This is a genomic window from Bacillus mexicanus, assembly GCF_050445615.1.
GTDB classification, from domain to species: Bacteria; Bacillota; Bacilli; order Bacillales; family Bacillaceae; genus Bacillus; species Bacillus mexicanus.
The window spans coordinates 45,993-71,700 of record NZ_JBCEYV010000004.1 but is presented as its reverse complement, the minus strand read 5'-3'; the positions used below and the strand labels follow the sequence as shown (position 1 = coordinate 71,700).

The following is a 25,708-nucleotide window of genomic DNA, read 5'->3' as shown; positions in this document are numbered from 1 at the left end:
TATTCTATCTAAAAGCCGGTTCGCCGGAGTCTCGTGTCACTCGCTGACATGAGATTTTTTATTAAGAAGAAAATAAATCACTGATAGAAAGTTGGAAAAAGATGAAGCCCGCTCACAACAAAAATGAGACAAACTTTCAAAGAAAGATGAAAAGCCGGCATCTCTTCATGCTTTCCTTAGGAGGTGTCATCGGAACCGGGCTGTTTTTAAGCTCTGGCTATACCATTCAGCAGGCAGGCCCGGCGGGAACAATACTCGCTTACTTAGTCGGCGCTGGCATCGTCTATTTGGTCATGCTGTGCCTCGGTGAACTGGCAGTGGCCATGCCTGTGACGGGCGCCTTTCACACCTATACAGCTCAATACATAGGGCCAGGCACCGGGTTTACAATCGCATGGCTGTACTGGCTGACATGGACCGTCGCATTAGGGTCAGAATTCACTGCGGCAGGCCTGTTAATGCAGCGCTGGTTTCCCCATACGTCCGTTTGGATGTGGAGCGCCGTCTTCGCGTTGCTCATTTTCTTGCTGAACGCCTTTTCGGTCAAGTTTTTCGCTGAATCAGAATTTTGGTTTTCCAGCATCAAAGTATTAGCCATAATATTGTTTATTCTTTTAGGCGGCTCTGCCATGTTCGGCATCATCCCGATTCAAGGCGGAGAAGACGCTCCGATACTGTCCAACTTCACAGCGGAAGGCGGGCTCTTTCCAAATGGATTTGTCCCGATTTTGATGACGATGCTGTCCGTCAATTTTGCGTTTTCAGGAACTGAACTGATCGGAATCGCCGCAGGAGAAAGCGTTGATCCAGATAAGACGATCCCGAAGGCGATAAAAACAACAGTCTGGCGCCTCTCACTCTTTTTTGTCGGAACAATTTTTGTGCTGTCAGGGATGATTCCAATTCAAGATGCAGGCGTCATCAAAAGCCCGTTTGTCGCAGTCTTTGACAGAGTCGGTGTCCCGTACGCAGCTGATATCATGAACTTTGTTATCCTTACAGCCATCCTGTCTGCGGCAAATTCCGGACTCTACGCTTCATCCCGGATGCTGTGGTCATTATCAAAAGAAAAAACTCTTCACCCGGCATTTGCAAAGCTGACGTCAAAAGGAACCCCGTTTAACGCGCTGATATTCAGTATGATCGGCGGCATTCTGTCATTATTGTCCAGCGTGTTTGCGCCAGACACAGTGTACGTTGTGCTCGTGTCCATTTCCGGTTTTGCAGTCGTTGTCGTGTGGATGGGAATCGCCGCTTCTCAATTCATGTTCAGAAAACGTTATATTGAAGCAGGAAATAAGATCGCCGACTTGAAATACCGCACCCCGCTGTATCCATTCGTGCCGATTGCCGCGTTCCTGTTATGCCTGGCTTCAGTTATCGGCATCGCCTTTGATCCGAATCAAAGAATCGCCCTGTATTGCGGTATTCCGTTTATGGCCGGCTGCTATGTTGTGTATTACGCAAAAAAACGTAAAATCCAGCCGGCTGCTGATATGACGCATGTAAAATAAAAAGAACCTGCCTCCGCGCAGGTTCTTTTTCATCTTTAAACTTCCACTGTCCAGTTAAAGGGTGCTTTCACTTTTCCAAGCTGAATATCTGTTAGTGCTTCATATAGTTTTTTCGAGATGTCTCCGATTTGTCCTTCGCCTACAAACACTGTTTTTCCATGAATATTGAGTTCTCCGACAGGCGTAACAACCGCTGCCGTACCAGTGCCAAAGACCTCAGTCAATTCACCGCGTGCAGCAGCCGCGTAAATCTCATCAATTGATATTCTCTCCTCACGAACCGGAATGCCCCAGCTGCGAATCAGTTCAATAGCAGACGCGCGTGTAATTCCGCTTAAAATACTCCCGCTTAAAGCCGGAGTGACAGCTTCTCCGTTGATGACAAAAAAGATGTTCATGCTCCCTACTTCTTCTACGTATTTCTTTTCAATAGCGTCCAGCCACAGCACTTGATCAAAGCCCAAATCATTCGCTTTTTGCTGCGCCTGAAGACTGGCGGCATAATTTCCGGACGTTTTTGCATTTCCGACTCCGCCATTTACAGCCCGCACGTACTCATCTTCGACATAGATGCTGACCGGCTTCAGCTGATCGTCGCCATAATAGGAGCCGACAGGCGAAAGCACGATCATAAATGTGTAGCTTTTGGATGCCTTTACCCCGAGACTCGGTTCTGTGGCAATGACAAACGGACGAATATACAGGGACGTTCCCTTTTCCTTAGGAACCCAATCTTTCTCCAGCTCAACTAATTGCGTCAATGCCTCAAGCACCAATTCTTCGTCTAAAGGAGGCATGCTCATACGCTCACACGACCTGTTCAGCCGTTTGATATTTTGATCCGGCCGGAACAAGAGCACTCTGCCATCTTCTGTTCTGTATGCTTTTAATCCTTCAAAGACAGCCTGGCCGTAATGAAAAACAGATGAAGACGGATCAAGCGTAAGCGGAGCGTATGGCGCAATTCTTGGATGATGCCAGCCTATTCCTTCTTCATAATCCATCACAAACATATAATCTGTGAAAAATTTCCCGAATTCCAAAGATAACGGATCGGGTTTTTCCTTATGAAATGCGGTTTTTTCTCGTTCAATAAGCTTATTCAATCTAATCAGCACACCTTTCAGTCTTAGTTGTTTAAATATTCTGTCTTTTTAAAGCTGCAAAAAATATAAAGCCTATCTCTTTTGATTATACGCCGCTTCCGCTGATAAATTTCAGAATATTCTTTATGATCTTCAGCTATTATACACTACATTCATTGTCAGATGAAGCTGTAATTTAAGAAAACAGCCAGTTTTATTCTGGCTGTCTGATTTATACCGCTAAACAAAGGATGACAATGTGGCAAATCAGCAATATATACACCGCTATCCCAAATTGCCAATTGATCTTCCGCGCCCATGCAAACATCGCCATCAAAACAGGCAGCATCACGATTCCCGCCAGCTTGTTAACCGTCCGATCCGGACTGTTCGTTACATCGTAATGAATCGGTATCTCCGCCGGAAGAAAAGGATAAAACGCAATTGATAGAATAAAAGCCGCAATCACAGCCCCCCACAGCGCTTTTCCATTCATCAATAGAAACATAGAACCACCATTCCTTTCGGAACTTTTTAACCAACATAATGAAAGCGCTATCAAAATAAAATATTTTAAAAAAGGTGTTTGTCTTTGATTCACGAATGATATGAATATGCCTGTATTCTATCATTCTAAAGGGGGATTCATTTGAAAAAATTAATTGCGTTTCACATTTTAATCGCTTTAGCGGCCGGCGCAGTAATCGGACACTTTTTTCCTGATTTCGGAATGGCGCTGAGACCTGTCGGGGATGGATTTATCCGTTTGATAAAAATGATTGTCGTGCCGATTGTGTTTTCTACTATTGTCATCGGTGCCGCAGGAAGCGGTAGTATGAAAAAAATGGGCGCCCTCGGCATCAAGACGATTATTTGGTTTGAAGTCATCACCACACTTGTATTGGCACTTGGACTTTTATTAGCGAATGTCTTGAAGCCTGGTGCCGGGCTTAATCTCTCCCATCTGGCGAAAAAAGATATCAATGAACTGTCCGGTTACACAGAAAAAGTTGTTGATTTCAAACAAATGGTTCTTGATATTATTCCTACAAACATTATTGATGTAATGGCCAGAAACGATCTGCTTGCCGTTATTTTCTTTGCCATTTTGTTCGGCGTCGCCGCTGCAGGCATTGGCAAAGCATCTGAACCAGTGATGAATTTCTTTGAATCTGCCGCGCAAATTATGTTCAAACTCACGCAAATCGTCATGGTGACTGCCCCCATCGGCGTATTAGCCTTGATGGCTGCCTCTGTTGGCCAATATGGCATTGAGCTCCTTTTTCCTATGTTTAAATTGGTTGGCACAGTATTCCTTGGTCTATTCCTGATCCTCTTTGTCCTCTTTCCGCTTGTCGGTCTCATCTTTCATATTAAGTATTTCGAAGTATTAAAAATGATATGGGATCTGTTTTTGATCGCTTTTTCCACCACCAGCACAGAAACCATTCTCCCTCAGCTGATGGACAGAATGGAGAAATACGGCTGTCCGAAACGAGTGGTATCATTCGTCGTTCCCTCCGGCTTGTCATTGAACTGTGACGGCTCCAGCTTATATTTATCGGTTTCCTGTATTTTTTTGGCGCAGGCCTTTCATGTAGAGATGCCGTTGTCCCAGCAGCTGCTCATGATGCTTGTGCTTGTCATGACCAGTAAAGGCATCGCAGCAGTTCCGTCAGGGTCGCTTGTTGTCCTTCTGGCGACTGCCAATGCTGTAGGGCTTCCCGCTGAAGGTGTTGCCATTATAGCAGGCGTTGACCGCGTCATGGACATGGCAAGAACAGGCGTAAACGTGCCGGGGCATGCGATGGCCTGCATCGTGGTGTCAAAATGGGAAAAAGCCTTCCGACAAAAAGAATGGGCCTCCGTAAACGGACAAACCGAAAGCTTATAAAAAAAGAACACCTCATTCCCGAGGTGTTCTTTCCATTATTCAGCAGCAGCGTGATCTGCATTTTCAATCGCTGCCAATCTTGCGTTTACTTCTTCCTCTGTCATATTGTGCTCTTTGACATACATGTTTCTTGGGTTCGTGCGGCATTCGTGGCTGCAGCTGCGCATATATTTATACTCATTTTCCGGTGTGCATATCATTTTTTTGTTGCATGATGGATTAGCGCAGTTCACATAACGCTCACACGGCTCACCTGTAAAGTAGTCTTTTCCGACAATCACATGCTCAACACGGTTGACCGGCACACTGATTCTTTCATCGAATACGTAGCACTGGCCGTCCCAAAGCTTGCCTTGCACCTCCGGATCTTTTCCGTATGTCACGATCCCGCCGTCAAGCTGCGATACATCTTCAAAGCCTTGCTTCACCAGCCAGCCCGAGAATTTTTCACAGCGTACGCCGCCCGTGCAGTACGTTAAAATCTGTTTGCCTTCAAGCATGTCTTTGTTTTCTTCAATCCATTCAGGCAATTCACGGAAGGCTTCAATGTCAGGACGGACAGCTCCTCTGAAATGGCCAAGATCATACTCGTAATCGTTACGCGCGTCGATCACAACCGTGTTTGGATCCTGCATTTTTTCATAAAATTCCGCAGGCTTCAAGTGCTGTCCTGTTGTTTCATTCGGATCCACATCATCTTCAAGACGAAGCGTTACGAGCTCCTTTTTATGGCGCACGAAGATTTTTTTAAAGGCATGATCTTCTTCTTCATCAATTTTAAATACCATGTCCGCAAAACGCGGGTCAGCTTTCATTGCTTGCATATATTGTTCAGTCTGCTCAACCGTACCTGATACCGTACCGTTAATTCCTTCAGAAGAAACAAGGATACGGCCCAGCAAACCAAGCTCCTTACAAAAAGCCAAATGCTGCTCTCTAAACGCCTCTGGATCTTCAATCGGAACATATTTATAGTAAAGTAATACTCTGTATTGTTTTTCCATGATTTAAACACCCTGTTCACTTATAGTTAGTTGTTATGCACACTATACTATATCATACAGGAAAATCCCACAAAGATGAACAGATCCGCCCAGACTGATAAAAATACCCAAACTCTTACAAACCTAAACAGCGCAAGGATTCATCAATCAATAAGCGTATTTTCCATTAAATCACCAATGATTGTAGTTATCTGAAATCTATTCATCATTCTTCTTCAAAATAAATTTACCGGCTCATCCAAACGTTCTCCCGCCATTTCAAGGTTTGTTGAAGGAACACCTGACCCAGTTCAGATAATTGGACAAAAAATGATATCATAGCGCCTTTTTCAGGGACTGAAAGAAGCTTTATCAAGATCCGCTCATCACCTGCTGAAAGTAAAACCGATACGTATTTCGTAAAAATGTCTCAACCGGAAGCTGCACGTTTGCTTGGTATTTGCTGATGATAAACGGGAACCGCTCGATTCCTTTCTCTCGCAAATCACTCGCCCGCTCTTCATCTAGCGCCTTCTCCTGCAGAACAGCTTCAACAATCGGCCAACACGCTTCCCTCAGCTGTCTCAGGACGGCTTCATTTCCAGTGTTCTGATAATCTATGATCCAGCTGACGATTTGTTTCTCCATCATTCTCACCTTTCTTCAAAAAAAGAGGCGCTGCGTTTATGCATGCTCCTCTTTATCTTCATAACCTATCAGTTCTCCGACTCGGACTTCCTGGCCTTCTATTAAATTAGGGGACGGATGGAACGCGTCCTTTTCAAATATCAAAATGACGGTTGAACCAAATGAAAAGTAACCCAGCTCCTCGCCGATCTTCAATTCATCCCGTGTATTTGTCTGCACGATTGAATTAATATTCATCGCACCGACAGGGATCATCAGGGCATGCCGTGTGCCGCTATTCAGCTCGTATACAAACCGGTAATTCTTCGACAGCACGTCTTTTCCGTATGTTAACCCTAGTTGATTTACTGGATATGAGCGATTCCCAAGTTCAGCCACCTTTTGGTACTTGCAGCTGATCGGGGCATGGAAACGATGATAATGACGCGGGCTTAAATACAGGACAACGAAGTATCCCCCGTTGTAGTGATGGTCAGCGCTTTTACAGCCGGTCAGCTCAGCGAATGAGTAATCTTTTCCTTTTACCGTAAAAGTTTGATTATTGTTGATTGTTCCTACAGTCTGAACCACTCCATCAACAGGGCTGACCACCGCACCCGCCTCTTTTGAAACAGGGCGCCGTTCCATATTAATATTCCGAATGAACAGTTCGGACAATGAACCGTAATCAGCGGCCGAACCGTCAACATCACCCCAGTTGATTTGAAAATGCTTCGAGAAAAGCGGAATAACAGGCTTGCTGATTTTTGACTCACAAAACCCTTTAATCATATAGGATGACAGACGATGATTCGTCAGCTCTATCAATGATCGATACAGAATTCTTACAGCCGTATTAAACATGAATAATCCCTATAACCCTTCCAATTGTAATAAAAATAAAGCACCATAAAAAGGCGCCGATTGCCGCAAACGTAATATACGTTTTCAGGTTCATTTTGCCGATACCCGAAAAGTAGCACGTCACATGTCTGACGCCGGGAATGAAATAACCTAAAATAAGAGAATATGGACCGTATTTATTCATCCATTTTTCAACTTTCACCATTCTCTTTTCTTTTAAGCCGACCCACTTGCCGTACTTGTCGATGAACGGGCGCCCGGCTTTTCTGCCGATCATGTAGCTGATCAGCATACCTAACAAAGCTCCGGCAAAGCTGATCAAGATCGCAAGCTCATAATTCAGCGCATCAGTATGCGTGAAGTAACCAACAACGGTCATCATTACTTCATCCGGAATCGGCAGTCCAACAATTCCTAGCACCAGCATCAAAAAAATAGCGAGATAACCGTAATCCGCTATGAGCTGCTGAACTAATTCCATCTCTCGGACTCCAGATTTTCTGCCGTATGTTTTTTAAAATGGGGGAATTTTATTTTACTCACCATTAAATAGGAAAGTCCGCAAGTGCCGATTGCCAGCAGGATCGGGTTATAGACAAAGCTGAGAATAACAAGACACATACCCGCAAATGGAATCGGCATTCCGATAAAGGTCGGAAGCTTGCTTTGCTCCGTATTAAATTTAGAGAGTCGAAGCATTCCGCAAATGCTGTATGTCAATGCGCATAAAATTCCGATAAACGGAAGGGCGTATAATGAGACACTGTATGCAAGCATAGAGGGAGCCACACCAAACGTCACAAGATCGGCAAATGAATCAAGTTCTCTTCCCATATCAGAAACGGCATTCAGTTTACGTGCTGCCAGCCCGTCAAAAAAATCGAGAAACATGCCGGTGAAAATAAAAAGCACTGCTGAATGAATGTTGTGATATAACAAAGAATGAATCGCCAGCAGTCCACAAGTAAAGTTTCCTATCGTAATCATACAGGGGATATAATTCACAGTGTAACCAAACCTCCAATTGTAAAACCATCTATATCATTCGACGATATGGATCGAATAGCGTTACAGGGAAAAATTTTCTTCTCTTAAGCATAATAACATAGAATGCCCTCAAAAAAGCAGCACTCAAATTCTATTATTATACAACATTTGTTACCTGTTGAACAATGAATGTCATTCTTTTCATGTTTTTACTATTTTATTCCCCGCCCAAAAAAGACAAGATCCGTTGATTAATGTACTTTGGCTGCTCAAGAGATAATAGATGCCCGGCGTTCATTACGGTTTCAGCTTGAATTTCCGGCACTAATACTGCAGCCCGTTCTAAAGCCATTTGCTGATGGTACATGACCTCGTGTTCACCGAACATTAGCAGCATCGGGACCTCAATCGATTTTAACTCCCGATCTGTAAACACGTATGGGAAACCGTTTTCTGTCGGCTTCAGGCTTCTTTGTTCATCCTGCCATTCCACACCCGCCACAATTTGTCTTTGCAGCACAGGATGCAAATCATAACGGCTGTCTGTGATCCACTCGATATACGCCTCTGCTCCTCTTGCCCCCGTAAGTCTTGCAGCATATTTATAGACATCTGGATGAAATGAAATAAACGCCTCAGCAGGACTCATAACAACTGCCCGCTCTACTCTTTCAGGCGCATGGAGCAAAAAATTCACAATATGAGATCCGCCAAGTGAAAGACCTGCCAGATGCGCCGTCTCAATTCCAAGAGAGTCTAAGACGTCTTTCAGCCATTCTGCGCAATCTGCTCTCGCAGCCAGAGCAGCTGATGGTATACTTTTATTTTTGTCTCCTATTATATCGACTGCATATGTACGATATTGACTGCTCCACTCCGCGATATTCGGATACCACATCGCAGAGCTGAAGAGGCCGCCGTGAAGCAAAACGAGCGAAGGTGCGTCCTTTGGCCCACTTGCAATAATATGTGTTTTTCCAAAACGAGTAGAAACATAGAATGCTTCCGACTCAATCGGCCACAAAGAAAGGCTTTGATCATATGCCTTGTAAAAGCGAAGGCCCCTATCTGCCGTGGCAATCTGCATTGAATCTTGTATCATCTTCTTCTTTTTCCTCCGGGTTTGATTGATATAAAATAAAGGAATATGATCCTTTTGTCTCGTAAGAAAAAATACCTAAACCTTATTATCTCACATTATAAATTTCCAGTATATAGTTTGGCTTTCTGCAATACATAAAAAAAGACGGCTTCCTTTGAAATCAAGGAAACCGCCTATTCTGTGAAAATGAATGGTATGACTTTGTCTTTCTTATCCTCTGTTAATGAAATGTGATGGGTTGCTGACTTTTCAGCCTTTGTCAATGCAACAGAGTAGTCGCCTTTTCTGCCTGTATCCCATTTGATGTCTCCGTTTTTGCCTGTTTTTCCAAGGATTTCGCCAATCTCTGTACTCGGCTGCTGATCTGAGGCGGGCGCTTTGACAATCGTCACTTGAACCCCTTCGACCGGCAGCCCCTCGGCATCCTCCATATGAAGTGTGACAGGAATAGCTGGTTCTTTCTGAGAAGAATGAGACTGAGAACTGCATCCGCATAAAAACAAAATGGACATCAAAATCGCTAGTCTGCTGTATTTATTCATTTGCCCAATATTGAATATTGTTGAATCCATCATTCATCACCCTTGTTCCCAAGTTATATGATGATCCCCCGTTCGTATAAATCACAATAGCTGTATGACCTGTATCACTGTCATTCCGATAACCTAGCGAGCTGCTTTGGCAGCTGTACGGTATCGGTTGTATAGGTCAGCTTATACGTTTCAGCAGAGCAAATCGGCATTAAGTCAATCACCCCTATACACGGAAGAACATTTTACATCACAAAGCTTTCAATACATGTGATAAAACTTTGATCGGGAATCAAAACAGACCTTGCTCAAGACAAGGCCTGCTCAAACTCTATTTGATAGATAGCTGATCCAATGCTTTTTTCGCGTTCTCTCTCGCTGTTTCGACTGTATCGGCAGCAGAAAGCGCAACCGCCATACGGCGTCCGGCTTTCGTTATCGGCTTCCCAAAGACACGCACTTGGGTCTTCGGCACTGCCAGTGCGTGTTCAAGTCCTTCAACAGTGTAATCCGCTGATTCTTCCGGTGCTTTGAGGGGCCGGCTGGCGCCAGGAGAAAGCTGTGTGATTTCTGTAATCGGAAAACCGAGAATTGCCCGGACATGCAGCGCAAATTCTGACAAGTTTTGCGTCACCAGTGTGACAAGGCCGGTATCATGCGGACGAGGAGATACCTCACTGAAATACACTTTATCTTTGGCAAGGAACAGCTCAACACCAAACAGTCCGTACCCGCCAAGCTCATCCGTAATGGCTTTTGCCATATGCTTTGCTTCTTCCGTTTGCTGTTCTGTCATATGATGCGGCTGCCATGATTCGATATAGTCTCCATCCTTTTGCACATGACCGATCGGCTCGCAAAATGCCGTGCCGTTGACCGCACGTACTGTTAAGAGGGTAATTTCTGATTCGAATGGGATAAACTCCTCAACGATCACACGCCCGTTTTTCACCCGACCGCCTTCCATTGCCGTCTCCCAGCAGCTCTCTACATCTGCTTCAGAGCGGCACACGCTTTGGCCTTTACCAGATGAACTCATTAAAGGTTTAATGACACACGGGTACCCAATCTGAGCGACCGCTTGCACAAATTCGTCATATGTATTCGCAAATTCATAGCCTGCCGTCGCTAGTCCCAGCGTTTCCGCCGCAAGCCGCCTGATGCCTTCCCGATCCATCGTCAGCTTCGCCGCACGCGCATTCGGGATGACGTGAAATCCTTCCTCTTCAAGCTTCAGCAATTCATCCGTCGCGATGGCCTCAACCTCAGGCACAATCAAATCCGGCTTTTCTTTTTCAATGATGGTTCTGATCTGCTCGCGGTCCAGCATATCTACGACATAGCTATGATGCGCGACCTGCATTGCCGGAGCATGCCCGTAACTGTCAACCGCCACCGTCTGTACCCCAAGACGCTGCGCTTCAATCACTACTTCTTTTCCTAACTCACCTGAACCTAACAATAAAACCTTCTTTGATTGATACATCTTTGCCCCTCCTATCTATTTCCCAACCATTATAACTGAAATATTTGAAAAATAAATTTTTATTAAAAAAGATAAAATATATTTTCAGGAAGACTTTCCAAAACAGCGTACGCCGCCTTTGGACTCTTTACAAGTCGTTGACTCCATAAATGAAGCATATAAAATATTCCTGAAACAAAAAACACGTATGAAGAACGGACAACAGAAAATTTAAGAACCTTTACTAATAAGCGGGTGAAAAAAATGAGAAGCAGAAGAATGATAGATAGATGGGAAGATGACAATAAGAGCTTCCTTAAACTGAATATAAAAAATAAAGTACTTCCAACAATATACGGTGCCATTGTTGGAGATATGTTAGGCGTTCCAGTTGAATTTAAAACAAGAGGAGAATTTCATATACAGGATATAGTTGGATACGGCACATATAATCAACCTCCCGGAACCTGGTCTAACGATACATCGCTGACTTTATGTCTGGTTGAGAATGTAGTTGAAGAAGGAAGCACCAACAATTTGATGCAGAAATTTAAACAGTATCAAGACGAAGGCTATTGGACGCCGTATGGTGAAATGTTTGACATTGGAAGGACGACTGCCGAAGCGATTACCCGATTTAGGAAAGGTGTTTTGCCAGAAGAATGCGGCGGTCAGTCAGAGTTTGATAACGGAAATGGAGCATTAATGAGAATTTCACCATTAGTGTTTATTTTGCATAAAGAATTTGATTTTGTAAAAAAAGCGGAGATGATCAAGAAATACACTGAAATAACCCATGCCCATCCGCGTGCTATAGTTGGTTCCATTATTTATGTTGAGCTATTACTAAGGCTATACTATAACAATTCAATTGATACATCTTTAAGAGAAGTGAAAGAGCTTTTCGATGAGAATTTTGCAAAGGAACATATATACCATAAAGAGCTAACCCATTATGAAAGAATTTTTGACAAACGTTTTTTGAATACACCAAGAGAAGAAATTCAATCAGACGGATATGCCGTTTATACTTTAGAAGCTGCAATATGGTGTTTTGGCACTACAACTTCATTTACCGAAGCAGTACTTACTGCAGTAAACCTAGGAGAAGATACTGATACGGTAGCATCAATAACAGGATCGATAGCAGGAATGTATTATAAGATGGACGGAATTCCAGAGGATTGGTTAGCTAAAATAGCCCGTAAGCAAGATGTTGATCAATTAATAGAAAATTTCTATGAGCATTGTGCAGAGAAAGCTATTATTGAGGAATATGGAAAGCTTTAAATTTTAGTTAAAAAACCTATGTGGAAAAGAAAGCAGACCAACGGCGGTCTGCTTTCACTATTTTAAACATCAACCATATGAGAAACCCCAATACATCATCCTACACTCAACCCAAGACCACCACATCGACATGAGGCATTGCGAATACTGTACCTCGTCCTCACCTTAATATTGAAGCCTATCGCTTTAAAGGTATTATGCAAAAATGTGTTTTTTCTCGAACTTTGTTATCACAATTGCCGCCTCCATCGGATCGTGCATGAAAACACGGATAACTTTTTTAGGAGGTACGTTTATGCTTCGGCATCCATTTTTTATTTTGTCATACGTTTGCCACCTATAAATGAACGCGATCTAATAAAGGAGGAATCGAAATGGTTGATGAAATGGTCTTAGACACACAGCAATGGCTGAACGAAACGTATAGCGGCAAACATGGGTATAACCCAATTGAAGAGAATGGAAAAACTGGGTGGAATACGATCTACGGTTTGACTCGGGCGCTTCAAATTGAACTGGGTATCTCAGAACCAGCTGATAACTTCGGGCCGACAACACAGCGCTTATTTAAGCCTCTTAAAAAACAAGATCCACATTCAAAACCTAGCAACATGAATTATATTTTACAAGGGGCTTTATGGTGCAAAGGCTTTAATCCCGGCGGTTTTACAGGCGTCTTTTACGAACAAACAGAAACGGCAGTGAAGGAATTTCAGAAAGCGGCCGGACTGAAAACACAGGATGGAATAGTCACCGCGTTGATTATGAAAGCCTTATTGGACATGAGCGCTTTTAAGCTGGTGTCTGGGGGCGATTCAAGAATTCGCCAGATCCAACAAAACTTAAACCGGGACTACAATGACTATATCGGATTGATGCCTTGTGACGGACTGTATGCCCGTGATACAAACAAAGCCCTTATTTATGCCCTGCAAAAAGAGGAAGGTATGAGCACAAGTGTTGCCAATGGATTTTTCGGAAACGGAACAACAAGCTTATGCCCTACTTTAACGCCCGGCGATTCAAGAACAGGCTTTGTTTTGATTGTTCAGTACGCGCTTTATTGTAACGGGAAACCATTCGATCCTGGTGAGTTTGACGGCAAATATGGTGTAGGTGTTGTTTCAGCCGTGAAAGCATTTCAAGAGTTCATGTGTCTGCCTCAAACAGGTTATGCAGACATGCCGACTATCAAAGCCTTATTATCAAGTTCAGGAGACACAACACGTACTGCTTCTGCCTGTGACACTGCAACAATTATAACAGCAGAAAAAGCTCAGACACTGCGGAATAACGGTTACAAAACAGTTGGAAGATATTTGACCGGAAATGTGCGGACAAGCAATGGCCTGACTTCGAAGGCTCTGACATCTGAAGAACTTTCAGTTATTATTGACGCGGGATTAAAGGTTTTTCCAATTTATCAAGACGGCGGTTATGAATCTTCTTATTTTGTCAAAGACCAAGGTACAAGAGATGCATACAACGCTGCTTCTGCGGCTCGAAGATTAGGTTTTCCATCAGGCACGATCATTTATTTTGCCGTCGACTTTGATGCCTACGATTATGAAGTAACCGATAAAATCATCCCTTATTTCCAAGAGATTAAGTCAGCTTTTGCAAAAATGCAGACATTTTCAACCGCACCTAAATATGAAATTGGAGTTTACGGACCAAGAAACATCTGTATCCGTACATCAGAGGCAGGCCTGACAAAATATAGTTTTGTAGCAAATATGTCAACTGGATTTAGCGGCAATCTTGGCTATCCGATGCCAAATAACTGGGCCTTTGATCAATTTTATGAAGGATCAATCGGAAGCGGTTCTGGAAGCATCGGGATTGATAAAGACGGATTTTCAGGAAGAGACTCGGGCGTAAGCCATGTAAATCCGCCGTCTAATCCGAAATATGATGCAAGACTGCGTACACTGACAGATATCTTATCTACCATTCCAGCTTTAGAAAATCTAACAAGTCTGGCAAACGCGATGTTCGAATTTGATACGTCAGAAACCATTTTTACATCACCGGAACTGGATATTATTCTATCTACTTCACTTTTGGCAACCATACCAAGTGAAGGATCACCAAATACGATTACCATTACAAACGGTAAACCAGGTGCTTATATCACGGGCTTATTAGGCGATACACAAACGTCTCTCACTGCGTCACAAATTGACTCTTACCAAAACCTACTAAACAGTCTTAGCTTATCAGTACGCAATGGATATTTGGAGGTTTATGTAAATCCAACTTTTGAATCTTTAAACATTCAAATTAAAATTTATACCCCTGATATTCCAGTAGGTGACAGTGCAACAACTGGACTTACGACTACGATTACGTTTAAAATAAAACAGAAGCACTTTACTTTACCAGAAACTGAGGAAGTATATTCACCAGATTGGGATACTATTGTTAACAATATGGTTATGGCAGGTACAGGTATCTTGATTGTTGCTGGTATCGGTGCTTTAGTATTAACGGTAGGTCCTGAGGTGGGAGCTGCTACTGTACTATTCCGTACATTTTTAGCATTTTTTAAATAATATTTATCTCCATGAGTCCTTTAAGGATTCGTGGAGTTCTTCTTAAAAAGGGGGAAACTGTATGAAAAGTAATATACATAAGTATCAGGAGATCACTAAAAAGATAGAAACTGACTTGTACCCTATCAGTCAAAACGACAATGATTTACTTAAATACCTAATGAAACAAGACTCTTTGACACTCAACCAAATGAAAGTTTGTTTCATTGAACCGCAGCTCACATTCAAACACACCGTCAAAATCGTTTGTTTCGTGACATTCGTAACTTTATATATTTATTTTTTCAGCACTCGTTTTAATGAGTTAATTGAAGTAACTGTACAAATGTTTTTTGCCTTGATCGGTCTTATCTGGGTATTTGGTGTTTTCCCATTCTCAAGAAAAGTTCAAATTTCTGATCGCTTCAACCAAAAATCCGAAAACGCCCGTATTGTCGGAATGATTGATTTCGTATTAGAACAAAAATACAAAAAAAGCATCTCTGAATAATTCCCCAGAGATGCTCTTCAGCCCTCTCTCACACCTTCTCCGCCATAGCCGAACTGTCACGAGCATCCGCCGCAGGCTCCCTCAATATCACATTCATCACACTCGCCAGCACGAGCATCCCGATCGACAAATAAAAAGCCAATGTATATTCACCTGTAACAGTATAGATGACGCCTGGCACATACGCGCCGAGTGCCGAGCCGATTTGATGGGCAAGCGACAGCCAGCCGATCATGAGACCGATCGAGTAGTTTTGAAAGTACTGAGTGGCGAGCATTTGAGTCGGCGCTACGGTAGCGAAGTCCACTAGTCCAAACAGAATTGCAAAACCTAGAAGCAAGTAGGGTTCGTGGCTGTAAATCAGAATCACAATCGAAAGCGCGCGTATCGCATATAAAAAGCACAGGATTTTCCGGCTGCTCCACCGGTCCGCTACAAATCCGGACAGTAAGATGCCAGCGATATTAAAGCCGGCCAGCAGACTGACAGCGGCGCTGGTGACTGTCGTTGAAAAGCCGTGATCATGGGAAAACGGAATCAAATGGGTATCCATCAGCCCCACGGTCGTAAATCCGCAGATCAAAAATGGCAACATTAAAAACCAGAATGGCTTCATGCGAAACATCCCCATTACTGAAAGAGCTGTTGTTTTGGGTGCTGTTTCTTTTTCTGATTCAGTCAGCCCGCCGATCGGCTCTTCATTTTTTTCTGAAGGATTGTTTCTCAGCATCAGCAGTGCAGCAGGAAAGACAATCACCATTAACAGCAGTCCCAACACCACCACCGTCAGCTTCCAGCTAAACCAATGGATCAACATGAGTGAGCCGGGAACGAGAAGCATTTGCCCCGCACCAAAGCCTGCTTCCATGATCCCAAAGGCTAGTCCTCGCTTTTTGCTGAACCAATTGACGACCAGCACACTTGCAGCCACATTCGACGCGCCGCCCACTCCAAGCGAGACACCCAATCCGTAAAGCAGAAACAGCTGCCAAGGCGAAGTGACAAAGCATGTTAAGAAAATGCTGATCCCTGTCAGCAGGGCACTCCATGACAAAACAGCCCGGGCACCCCATTTGTCCACAAGCCGCCCAATCACAGGCTGAGATATGCCATAGACAATAAAACTTATTGTAGAAATCAGTGAAATGGTGCCTCTATCCATTGAAAATTGCCGTTCCCACGGCTCCACAAACGCTCCAAAGGACAGCCGCACCCCCTGAACAGCCAACAAGATCAAAAAAGTGACGGAGACAATGATCCAAGCATAGTGCAATCGTTTCATGACAGCTCCAAATCCCATCGTTCTTCTGTCAGCCGCTGTCCCCATAATGGTGCTTCTTGTTTCACTTCACTTACCCTGAACCCTAATTTTTTATAGAGCGGACGGGCCTCAGCCATGGTGCTTACCGTCCAAAGAAAAATACGATCAAACTTCATGTCCCGGCAGTATGCAACAAGATGCTCAAGCAATTGCGTGCCAAGCCCCCTGCCTCGAAAAGCGGCATCAACCAGGAACCATCTGAGCTGCACTGTCTTTTCATCATGCTTGACCAGCCCGACAGAGCCGGCAAATTTCCCGCCGCTTTCCGCAATCCATATTTTTTCAATGTCGGCATCAAATGTCTCATGAAGATAAGCTAGAAACGTGTCGTCCCACCCATGGGTCTCAGCATAAAATTGTTGCTGTTTTTCGATGAGAAGCTGAAGATCATCCGATATAAAATAATCTCTAATTGATATCTCTGACGTTTTGGAAGAAAGAGACTGTGAAAGGATTGCCTCAATCTCCGCCATCGCTTCTGCAAGTTTGTGCTGGTCTTTTTGATTGATTTCCCCTAACATCAGTTCCACTTGTTCGTTCGCTTTTTCCTCCAGCTTTTTATAAATCGTTTTCCCCGTTTCCGTAACATAAATATAATGATGGCGGGCATCATCTTTGCTCTTCTGTTTATAGATCAAATCTTCTTTTTCAAACTGCTTCAACATCCTGCTGACATATCCCCGATCAAGCCCTAGCTTCTCCTGAAGGACTTTTGCCGTACAATTCGGCGTATGATAAATTTCAAATAAAATCCGTGTTTCTGTTAAGGAAAACGGACTGTCATAAATGTGCTCATCAAGGAAGCCAAGAACATTCGTATAAAATCGATTGAACTTTCTGAATCTTAAACCAACAGTTGATTCAAAGGTTTTCAAACCCATCCCCACTTTCTTATATCATTGATTAAGGCAATTATAACCAAATATAGTTGCCAAAGTCAACGATATGTTAAGAAAGCGGGGCCTCTTTATTTTCCAGATGCTTTCCTCTTCCTGATTACCATCAACGTGATGCAAGATAAAGCCAGTGACATCAGACTATAGACAGCAACCCACCCTAAAAATGATTTGTTAAAAATAGTAAAGGTGAGCACTAACGAAATGATCAAACTAAGCATTGGCATTAGATATAGGTTTTTACATATACAAGTACCTGTAATTGACAACACCATAATCCCTAACGGCAAAATAACGAATGCAATATCTAATTCATCCACCCGCAACAGCCTCCCTCCAAATTTTATGTTGTTTGCAAAAAAACATAACTGCAACATAGAAAAGGAGTACATTTAACTTCCATTTTAAAATTGCCCGTTCACATTCACTCCTGATCATGACGGTTTAAAAAAGCGTTAACATACCAGATTAGATGCAGAAAGGCACCCCCTCCTTTTTGATCAAAGGTTGATTTCCAGCTCTTTTTTCAGAAAGAGGGAAACTGCTCCACACTTTCAGCACACATAGAAATTTGTTTCAGGTCCTCACATAGCTGACTGCTGATAATGTCCGGTTGATCCGCAGCCATGGTCGTCTGCTTGACTGGGGAGTGACAGGAATCTTCACAAATTACCCCAATATCTTTCAGCACGTAAAAAACTGCAAAAAAAACTGAGAACTTAAGATTCTCAGCTTTTTTCCCCAATCACTGCTTCTGCTATATTGACCGCATGATCGCCAATTCTCTCCAAGTTGCTGATCATATCGACAAAGACGATTCCCGCTTGTCCAGTACACAGTCCTTCATTCAAACGGATAATATGTTTTTTACGAAACTTCCGCTCCATTTTGTCAATTTCATCTTCTTTTTCAATGACTTGTTCAGCGATCTTCACATTCTTATGATGCAATGAGTCCAAGGACGCCTTCACAGTAGAAATCGTCAAATCCATCATTTCCATTAAATCCGCCATGGCAGGTTCAGTGACAACCACACGATGCGCTTGCTGGTACTCAATCAGTTCAATCACATTTTCAAAGTGGTCACCGATTCTTTCAATGTCTCTGACTGTGTCCATCAGCATATGGTGCTCCTCAGACTCATGCTCAGAAAGAGATTGTGACGAAAGCTCGATCAAATAATCGGTAATTTTCCGGTCAAGATTGTTAACCGCATCCTCTATCTGATAAGCATTTGCCGCATACTTTGGCTGTTTGGTCACTAAAAACTGCTTTGTCACTTCCAGACCCTGCACCGCAAAATTCCCCATTTGCAGCACTTCTTCTTTTGCTTGTCCGAGAGCAATAGATGGAGATTGCTCGATAAAAATTGGATCAAGATGCGACTTGTATTCGATCATTGTATCCTTGCCTGGAATCAGTTTTGTTACGATCAAAGCCAATATCCCGACAAAAGGAAGCTGGATGATCGTATTGGTCGTATTAAAGATGCCATGTGCAAATGCAATCGTCATTTTCGGATCAAGCCCAATCGATGCCTGAAGCGACATGACTAGTGCTGTGAAAGGCTTAAGCAAAATCAGAAAAATCACTGTCCCGATAAGATTAAACAGCACATGAGTGGCCGCAGCACGTCTCGCTGCAACAGATGCACCTAAAGACGCAAGAATAGCGGTAATCGTCGTTCCGATATTGTCACCGAATAACACTGGAAGCGCACCGTTAATATCAATCAAACCATCTGAAAATAAACCTTGCAGGATACCAATCGTGGCACTGGAGCTCTGCACGAGAACCGTAAACAAAGTCCCTATGACCACACCTAAAACCGGACTTGAGCTCATGCTAACTGTTAAATCATGAAAGGCTTCAAGTGAACGGAGCGGCTTCATCCCGCCGCTCATTAACTCCAATCCATAAAACAGAGCTCCGAATCCAAACACAATTTGGCCCGCATTTTGTACAACTTTATGTTTAAAGAAAAACAGTAAAAATCCGCCAATAGCAATTATCGGCAACGCATAAGCCCCTATGTCGATTCCAATAATAAACGCAGTAACCGTTGTTCCAATATTGGCTCCCATAATGACGCCAATGGCCTGACGGAGCGTCATAAAGCCTGCACTGACAAGCCCAACGGTGATAACCGTGGTTCCAGAACTGCTCTGAATTAAAACCGTTACAATGATCCCCGCCAATACGCCCATCAGCGGATTGCTTGTAAAACGGTCTAAAATATTTCTTAATCTATCTCCAGCCGATTTCTGAAGTCCGTCTCCCATGAACTTAATCCCAATCAGGAAAATTCCGAGACCCCCGAGAAATTCGAACAGTAATGTTTGTAAATCAATCGCCAACATGTTCACCTCTGTTTAGACATTATTCAGCAAACTCTCTTCGATTATGTTTCAAGTTCAGATGATTGTAAATGAAACAGCCGTTTAATTTACAATAACTTAACAATCAGTCTCATGACTCTATTAAATGTTTACAATTGTGTAACATTCCAACGGTGAACATGGCAATCGGCTAAACCTTACGCAAAAGCACCGGATTTCCACACTACAGTTATTCTTTCCCACAGGTCTTTCAGTATACTCAACCGCAAAGAATATCAGACACGAACTCCCTAAGAAAATCGGTAAAGGTTTAGCCATAACCAAAACGGGAATGATACAGGAAACACTATTCTTAAAATAGAAAGGAGTATCACCATGAAACAAAAGCTGCTACTTTCAGGTCTCGCTGTTTCAACCGTCGGCATCACTTCTTATCTATTAAAAGACCCGTCAAATCGCCAAAAGGCTAGAGAATTCATTCACAGCATAAAAATGAAAATGACAAAACAGCCGGATATGGAAACGTTCCCAGTAGATAAAGCAGGGCACCCGCATCCTCAAGATATTGAGGACAATAAAATGGTATCCGAAGGCTCTATGTATCCCGTCCAATATTATGATGAAAAAAAGAAGTAAACAAAAAGCTCTCTTCAATATAAAGAAGAGAGCTTTCATATTTACTTTTTCCGTCTGATTCCGCTCATCACAAAACCGCTTTCAGGCAATGACGGCATTCTTGCGAGACTATAATGCAGCGATTGATCTGGAACATTGTAATCAATATGATTGACAAGAAAATCCAAGCTTGCTTTCATAACTTCAATCGTAATGCCTTCCCCCGGACAGCGATGTCCTTTTTCAGCATGCCCTCCGCCTTGAGGAATCAAAGCAAACGGATTTTCTTCCCATTTTTCAAACCGCTCCGGCCTGAATTCATCAGGATTGTCCCAGAGGCGAGGATCATGATTCGTCCCATATACATCAAGCAGGACCGAGGTGCCCTTCTTAAACTCACAGTGATTCCATTCAAAATCCTTTTTGACAATCGCCCCTAAAAACGGGCCGAACGGGTAATATCTCCGGACCTCCTGCACAAATATTTCTCTTTCCCGGCTGCTTCCTGAACGCAGCCGTTCCTTATACTTTGGATGCTTATGAAGCGCTAAAGCTGAAAAGACAAGAAAATAAGAAATGGCAACAATCGGCCGCAGTACATTGATCAATTCAATGGCTGCCATCCGAGAATCCAGCTGGTCTCCATCTTCTTGTGTGTGAAACGCCATTTCATGCAGCGCTGTTCCGTCAGAGATTTTCAGCAGACCAGCGCGAACATCTTCAATCATTCTTTCAATCCACTCTTCCGCGCGCGGCCTCGCTCTTCTTCCCTTCCAATACCGCGGGCCAACAGCACCGAACGCGTCGACCATATCAATGAAATCATCCGCTCTCTCTTTGACTTCCGTTTCCTTCAGCGGAACACCAGCCCAATAGCACGCCACCCGGCATAGAATTTCCTTTGCTTCCTCAAACAATACAACCTGTTCTGCCTTCTCCCATCTCGTGACTGCCGCTTTCCATTCCTCTGTGATCAGCTCAGCCAAACGCTTTTGATGCGGAGGCGTCATTAATGACAGAAAAAGCAGCTTTCGATGGAGATGTGCGTCGCCATCCATCGTCTGAATCGCATTCACGCCAAACAGCGTTTTCTGCAACCGCTTCGGCAAAGCATTCTGCCGCTGAAACCGCTCCGTATCGTAAAATAGCTTCGCCGCCTCTGCGCCTGTCATGCAAATGAAGGTTTTTCCCAATAAACGCGCCTGAAACAGATCAGATTGATACCGTTCTGTTCTGTTTTTAACAAACATATATCCTTCCTGCATCAGCGTCAGGCTATTGTCGAGACTTTTATCATGTGGAATCCGCTCATTCATCCGCTAAGCCGCCTTCCTTTTTACCGTCTTTTTTCAAGTTATTTGATATGTATAAACCCTATATCAGTATTTGTTTACGAAACCCGATTCAAATGCTTTTCAGCAGTCCATCTTTATCGAGCGGAATACGAGATTAGGGTGAACCTGTTCGGCATTCCGGCACAAAAAACAAAAATACCACATAGACGGCCTGATCATATATCCTAATGAGAAGCCCTGCAGCAGGGCTCTAAATCTCATGCTCAAAACAATAATGATTCACAAGCTCTTCAATCAAATCATGATTTGGATATGCCCCATTAAACTCAAATTCAATTTCTTCCACAAATTCCCCTTGATGGTACACATGGATGGCTCCGTTTTGACGGATCACACTAAACTCCGGCTGAAATGTAAATCCGCTTCGCTCAATTGCTCCCATTTCTTACCCCGCCTTTCTCAAAGCAGTAATTCATACACCTCGTTTAATTCCTTGGCCCGTTTTTGATCCTGTTCATTTTGCGCATACTTTATTTCTTTTTCTAATACATGATTCAAAAAAGACATTTCATTATCATCCAGGTCTTTTACAAATTCCTCTTCATTCACATACCGCTTCGCCAGCATCTTCTTGCAAATCCGCTGACAGACTTCATTTTCAAGATGGTTTGAAAGTGATTCACGCAAATACCCCAGTGTAACATCCATTTTATGAACACCATTCCTTCCGCTGTCTTCACCCTATAGCTTGCTGAAATAGGGAAAATCCATACGTGAAAAATAAAAAAGAGACATCCGTAAATGTCTCTTTTTATGGTTATTCAGCTGCTTGTTCGCTTTTTGTCAAATTCGCCTGCGTTCGTTTGCCAATCCTAAATGCATAATAACTAATGACAACAAGCGCTAAGAAAATCACGCCTACAACTAAAGAAATGCGAGTGTCATCGTTAAACCACATGCCGACCAGAACCATCAGCAAGAAAGCAATCGTCAAATAGTTTGTAAATGGCGCAAACGGCATTTTGAACGGATGTTTATCTATTGAAGCACCCTTCGCTTTTCTGAATCCGATATGGCTGATCAAAATGATAAACCAAGGAATCATGCCAGGCAGCACGCTTGCGCTGTATACATATACAAAAATCTTCGGCGGCGCGATATAGTTCAGCACAACACCGACAGCCAAACCGATCAGCACCGCAATTGTGCCATACAACGGCACACCATTGCGTGATATCTTCTTAAAAAATTTCGGGGCTTGTCCATTGACGCCTAATGTGTAAAGCATGCGGCCCGCGCTGAAAATACCGCTGTTACAGCCGGACATTGCCGCGGTAATGACGACAAAGTTAATAATGCCGGCTGCTGCCGTAATTCCGATTTTCGAGAACGTTGACACGAACGGGCTTCCGAGTGAACTAAGCTCATCCCAAGGATACACTGTCACGATCACAAAGATAGCGCCAATATAGAAAATCAAAATGCGCCAAATAATATTTTGAATCGCACTTCTAAGCGTGTTTTGCGGATCTTTCGCTTCTCCCGCCGTAATCCCGATCAGCTCAACCCCTTGATAGGCCGCAATGACAAGAGACAGCGCAAAGAAGAAACCTGAAAAACCGCCTGCAAAGAATCCTCCGTGAGACCACAGGTTCGACAATCCGATCGCGTCTCCGCCGTTGCCAAATCCGAAGAAAATAATGCCGAGTCCCGCAATGATCATTAAGATAATCGTCACAATTTTAATCATCGCAAACCAAAACTCAAACTCGCCAAATGATTTAACAGAAATTAAGTTCGCCGCACCAAGAATCACCATTGCCACAATACCAGGTATCCAAGCAGGTAAATCAGGAAACCAGTATTTCATATACGAACCGACAGCGATAATCTCTGACATGCCGACGATAATCCATTGGAACCAGTTGCTCCATGCTGTTATATAACCTGCCAGCGGATGAATATATTGATGGCCGAATGTCGCAAAAGAACCTGTGCTCGGTTCGACATACAGCATTTCACCCATCGCACGCATAATAAAAAAGATAAAAATTCCGCATATTGCATAAGCCAGAAGGACAGACGGGCCAGTCCATGAAATCGTGCTGGCAGAACCCATAAACAAGCCAACACCGATCGTGCCGCCCAAGGCGATCATCTGAATGTGACGCGCCCCCAGGCCCCTCTTCAATTCTTTATTTGCCATTCCTCTTCCCCCTCTTACAAAATACTCGAAAATGAAAAAGCAGCAGGCCTGCTTGCCTCCGCATCTTCCTCACCAATCAGTTATAACAATCAGAAAATTCAAACTCAAAATTGTTATATAATCTCCTAAATTACTTATTTCATCATAATAAATTTCTCTGGAAAATACAATTGTTTTTTTCAGAGAAACACCTATATTCGTAGTTTCGAATTGTGAACTTTATTTACATTCTTTTATATAGATATAATGTAATTGTGTATATTTCGTCGTTTCTCATAAAAAAAATAAGCTGTTCATCAAGAACAGCTTGCCTACTTAATAATGTACACCCGTTTGACGCTGTCAAAAACCACTCAGTATCTCCGGTGCCATAATTCCATGAATGGAGCTGTAACTTCGCGATAGCTGCTTGACCGTTTTGCTATATACAGCAGAGTTTATACTTAAACAACAGAATGAATTTATTGATTCATCATATGATCCTCTGTTACGTGAAGATAATATGTTTGTTTGACTAAAGCTAATAGATGCTGGACTTCATTCTCATTTTCTAAACAAAAATAAAGTCTGGCCAGATCAAAACTTGAACTTTGCTTTTCATCAACAACATCACCTTCTTGGTATAACAATTCAACCTCCATTATGCCATCGAGCTTTTCCCAGTCCTCAACGGGAGTAAATTCTTTTATTTTTCCGTTTCGGCAAGGCAGGCTAAAGTACCCGACAGTCCCCTCTATTGGATTGACTATGAGATTTGGATCTTTACCTATGGAAGCGTTAAGAGAACTTTCCCATAAAGAAATATTGAATTTTTTTTCTATCATGCGGCTGATCCCTCCGCCCCCAATACGCATTGCAATCTCACCGACGATCAATTCACCTGAAGGAGTTCTGTATATTTCAAGATGCCCGGGACCGTCTGTGATACGAAATGCTTGAGCAACAGACTTCTGAAGTTCTAATATGTCAGCATAAAGCGGATCATCTTGACTTAAAATGAATGATCCTTGAATTTTAGCCATTCCTTTTAGCAAAGGCACTGTATATTTTGATATTGATACAAAAAGAAGCTCTCCGTCAGCGTATAAAGTATCGCAATGAAACTCTTCCATTTCTATACATTTTTCAGCAATCATAAGAGAGTTATTCTTCTTTAGTTCACCTAAACCGCCCGATGTTGAATACAGGCTTTCATACTGATGTAAGGAATCGATTATAAAAGTATTTAGGGCACCCGAACCAAGAGCCGGCTTTACAATTATAGGCCAGCCTAATTTCTCGCCTGCTGCAGGGATGTCTTCTACCTGACTTAAGCACAAAAAATCTGCAACAGGAATCCCTTCCGTTTTAAGTTTTGTCTTCATCGCCAATTTGTTCGTCATATAAAGAGATGTTTCAAATCCAGGACCGGCTATTCCAAAATAAGAGCGAAGAAACCCACCTGGTAATATACTTTTTTCGGTTGTGGTAACAATATGATCAATCGGTCCGGCTTTTAATATTTCAAGCATCAAACTCTTCATAACCGTTACATCTGTTATATCCTCAACGATGTATACATGATCCGCCCAATGTGAATAAAGAGGGGCATAACACGATCTCGTAATGACAGATATATTGATCGTATCATCATTTGTTTCCTTATCTTTT

At 43.0% G+C, this 25,708-nt stretch carries 25 protein-coding genes and 2 pseudogenes; 7 read left to right on the top strand and 20 right to left on the bottom strand.

The annotated features are described in order from the left end of the window. The first annotated feature begins 101 nt into the window (after positions 1-101). Positions 102-1,514, top strand: coding sequence for an amino acid permease (locus AAGG74_RS19700; protein ID WP_429676907.1), 1,413 nt, complete (start codon positions 102-104; stop codon positions 1,512-1,514). 35 nt (positions 1,515-1,549) lie between these two features. On the opposite strand, the gene AAGG74_RS19695 is transcribed toward AAGG74_RS19700, so the two are convergent. Both AAGG74_RS19695 and AAGG74_RS19690 read right to left on the bottom strand, forming a co-directional pair. After that, complete coding sequence (locus AAGG74_RS19695; protein ID WP_429676906.1) at positions 1,550-2,620, bottom strand: branched-chain amino acid aminotransferase; 1,071 nt, start codon at positions 2,618-2,620, stop codon at positions 1,550-1,552. A gap of 211 nt (positions 2,621-2,831) precedes the next feature. Next, complete coding sequence (locus AAGG74_RS19690) at positions 2,832-3,107, bottom strand: DUF1648 domain-containing protein (protein ID WP_162103099.1); 276 nt, start codon at positions 3,105-3,107, stop codon at positions 2,832-2,834. A gap of 141 nt (positions 3,108-3,248) precedes the next feature. Between AAGG74_RS19690 and gltP the strand changes: the two genes are divergently transcribed. After that, on the top strand, positions 3,249-4,493 hold the full coding sequence (gene gltP, locus AAGG74_RS19685; RefSeq protein WP_225493935.1) for a glutamate-aspartate/proton symporter GltP: 1,245 nt from the start codon (positions 3,249-3,251) through the stop codon (positions 4,491-4,493). A 35-nt stretch (positions 4,494-4,528) separates the two neighbouring features. Here gltP and trhO read toward each other — a convergent pair whose 3' ends face one another. From trhO to purT, 9 genes and pseudogenes are all read right to left on the bottom strand, one after another. After that, on the bottom strand, positions 4,529-5,497 hold the full coding sequence (gene trhO, locus AAGG74_RS19680) for an oxygen-dependent tRNA uridine(34) hydroxylase TrhO (RefSeq protein ID WP_162103101.1): 969 nt from the start codon (positions 5,495-5,497) through the stop codon (positions 4,529-4,531). 351 nt (positions 5,498-5,848) lie between these two features. Beyond that, on the bottom strand, positions 5,849-6,124 hold the full coding sequence (locus AAGG74_RS19675; RefSeq protein WP_429676905.1) for a hypothetical protein: 276 nt from the start codon (positions 6,122-6,124) through the stop codon (positions 5,849-5,851). 36 nt (positions 6,125-6,160) lie between these two features. Further along, positions 6,161-6,967: a phosphatidylserine decarboxylase gene (locus AAGG74_RS19670; RefSeq protein ID WP_429676904.1), complete on the bottom strand. Its 807-nt coding sequence runs from the start codon at positions 6,965-6,967 to the stop codon at positions 6,161-6,163. Next, entirely contained in the window at positions 6,960-7,448 is a 489-nt protein-coding gene (locus AAGG74_RS19665) for a DedA family protein (protein ID WP_162103104.1), read from the bottom strand. Before AAGG74_RS19665 ends, AAGG74_RS19670 begins: the two co-directional genes overlap by 8 nt. After that, positions 7,439-7,972 carry a CDP-diacylglycerol--serine O-phosphatidyltransferase gene (gene pssA, locus AAGG74_RS19660; protein ID WP_162103105.1) on the bottom strand — a complete coding sequence of 178 codons (534 nt, stop codon included), beginning with the start codon at positions 7,970-7,972 and terminating at the stop codon, positions 7,439-7,441. Before pssA ends, AAGG74_RS19665 begins: the two co-directional genes overlap by 10 nt. 199 nt (positions 7,973-8,171) lie before the next feature. Then, on the bottom strand, positions 8,172-9,056 hold the full coding sequence (gene cesB / locus AAGG74_RS19655; RefSeq protein WP_162103106.1) for an enantioselective carboxylesterase CesB: 885 nt from the start codon (positions 9,054-9,056) through the stop codon (positions 8,172-8,174). 173 nt (positions 9,057-9,229) lie between these two features. Further along, positions 9,230-9,628 (bottom strand): DUF2606 family protein, encoded by a 399-nt coding sequence (locus AAGG74_RS19650; RefSeq protein WP_162103107.1) that lies wholly within the window; start codon positions 9,626-9,628, stop codon positions 9,230-9,232. Beyond that, a pseudogene (locus AAGG74_RS19645) lies at positions 9,591-9,804 on the bottom strand (serine protease); the annotation flags it as partial. The pseudogene AAGG74_RS19645 and the gene AAGG74_RS19650, both read right to left, overlap by 38 nt. 113 nt (positions 9,805-9,917) lie before the next feature. After that, positions 9,918-11,072, bottom strand: a complete 1,155-nt coding sequence (gene purT, locus AAGG74_RS19640; RefSeq protein WP_429676903.1) for a phosphoribosylglycinamide formyltransferase 2 — start codon at positions 11,070-11,072, stop codon at positions 9,918-9,920. A 243-nt stretch (positions 11,073-11,315) separates the two neighbouring features. Between purT and AAGG74_RS19635 the strand changes: the two genes are divergently transcribed. The 3 genes from AAGG74_RS19635 to AAGG74_RS19625 all read left to right on the top strand — a co-directional run bounded on the left by AAGG74_RS19635 (position 11,316) and on the right by AAGG74_RS19625 (position 15,386). After that, positions 11,316-12,341 carry an ADP-ribosylglycohydrolase family protein gene (locus AAGG74_RS19635; protein ID WP_429676902.1) on the top strand — a complete coding sequence of 342 codons (1,026 nt, stop codon included), beginning with the start codon at positions 11,316-11,318 and terminating at the stop codon, positions 12,339-12,341. A 374-nt stretch (positions 12,342-12,715) separates the two neighbouring features. Next, positions 12,716-14,896, top strand: a complete 2,181-nt coding sequence (locus AAGG74_RS19630) for a glycoside hydrolase domain-containing protein (RefSeq protein WP_429676901.1) — start codon at positions 12,716-12,718, stop codon at positions 14,894-14,896. A 61-nt stretch (positions 14,897-14,957) separates the two neighbouring features. Then, a complete protein-coding gene (locus tag AAGG74_RS19625; RefSeq protein WP_429676900.1) occupies positions 14,958-15,386 on the top strand; it encodes a hypothetical protein in 429 nt (142 codons plus the stop codon). Between the two features lie 28 nt (positions 15,387-15,414). Here AAGG74_RS19625 and AAGG74_RS19620 read toward each other — a convergent pair whose 3' ends face one another. The 3 genes from AAGG74_RS19620 to AAGG74_RS19610 form a co-directional block, all read right to left on the bottom strand. Continuing rightward, entirely contained in the window at positions 15,415-16,668 is a 1,254-nt protein-coding gene (locus AAGG74_RS19620) for an MFS transporter (protein WP_429677133.1), read from the bottom strand. Further along, complete coding sequence (locus AAGG74_RS19615; protein ID WP_429676899.1) at positions 16,665-17,582, bottom strand: bifunctional helix-turn-helix transcriptional regulator/GNAT family N-acetyltransferase; 918 nt, start codon at positions 17,580-17,582, stop codon at positions 16,665-16,667. Before AAGG74_RS19615 ends, AAGG74_RS19620 begins: the two co-directional genes overlap by 4 nt. 92 nt (positions 17,583-17,674) lie before the next feature. Beyond that, on the bottom strand, positions 17,675-17,923 hold the full coding sequence (locus AAGG74_RS19610) for a YbeF family protein (protein WP_429676898.1): 249 nt from the start codon (positions 17,921-17,923) through the stop codon (positions 17,675-17,677). A gap of 272 nt (positions 17,924-18,195) precedes the next feature. Here AAGG74_RS19610 and AAGG74_RS19605 point away from each other — a divergent pair. Continuing rightward, positions 18,196-18,318, top strand: a pseudogene (locus AAGG74_RS19605) (hypothetical protein); the annotation flags it as partial. Positions 18,319-18,331: 13 nt separating this feature from the next. Here the strand turns inward: AAGG74_RS19605 and AAGG74_RS19600 are convergent. Beyond that, complete coding sequence (locus AAGG74_RS19600) at positions 18,332-19,960, bottom strand: Na/Pi cotransporter family protein (RefSeq protein ID WP_429676897.1); 1,629 nt, start codon at positions 19,958-19,960, stop codon at positions 18,332-18,334. A gap of 357 nt (positions 19,961-20,317) precedes the next feature. Here AAGG74_RS19600 and AAGG74_RS19595 point away from each other — a divergent pair, with 357 nt between their 5' ends. Then, entirely contained in the window at positions 20,318-20,578 is a 261-nt protein-coding gene (locus tag AAGG74_RS19595; protein ID WP_162103115.1) for a hypothetical protein, read from the top strand. A gap of 41 nt (positions 20,579-20,619) precedes the next feature. On the opposite strand, the gene cypC is transcribed toward AAGG74_RS19595, so the two are convergent. The 5 genes from cypC to AAGG74_RS19570 all read right to left on the bottom strand — a co-directional run bounded on the left by cypC (position 20,620) and on the right by AAGG74_RS19570 (position 25,581). Continuing rightward, complete coding sequence (cypC, locus tag AAGG74_RS19590; RefSeq protein WP_429676896.1) at positions 20,620-21,873, bottom strand: CYP152 family fatty-acid peroxygenase CypC; 1,254 nt, start codon at positions 21,871-21,873, stop codon at positions 20,620-20,622. 229 nt (positions 21,874-22,102) lie between these two features. Continuing rightward, positions 22,103-22,294, bottom strand: a complete 192-nt coding sequence (locus AAGG74_RS19585) for a DUF5370 family protein (protein ID WP_162103117.1) — start codon at positions 22,292-22,294, stop codon at positions 22,103-22,105. 17 nt (positions 22,295-22,311) lie between these two features. Next, positions 22,312-22,560 (bottom strand): sigma-G-dependent sporulation-specific acid-soluble spore protein CsgA, encoded by a 249-nt coding sequence (gene csgA / locus AAGG74_RS19580; protein WP_003241413.1) that lies wholly within the window; start codon positions 22,558-22,560, stop codon positions 22,312-22,314. Positions 22,561-22,669: 109 nt separating this feature from the next. Next, positions 22,670-24,058 carry an amino acid permease gene (locus tag AAGG74_RS19575; RefSeq protein ID WP_429676895.1) on the bottom strand — a complete coding sequence of 463 codons (1,389 nt, stop codon included), beginning with the start codon at positions 24,056-24,058 and terminating at the stop codon, positions 22,670-22,672. A 461-nt stretch (positions 24,059-24,519) separates the two neighbouring features. Next, entirely contained in the window at positions 24,520-25,581 is a 1,062-nt protein-coding gene (locus AAGG74_RS19570) for an ATP-grasp domain-containing protein (protein WP_429676894.1), read from the bottom strand. Positions 25,582-25,708: the final 127 nt, after the last annotated feature.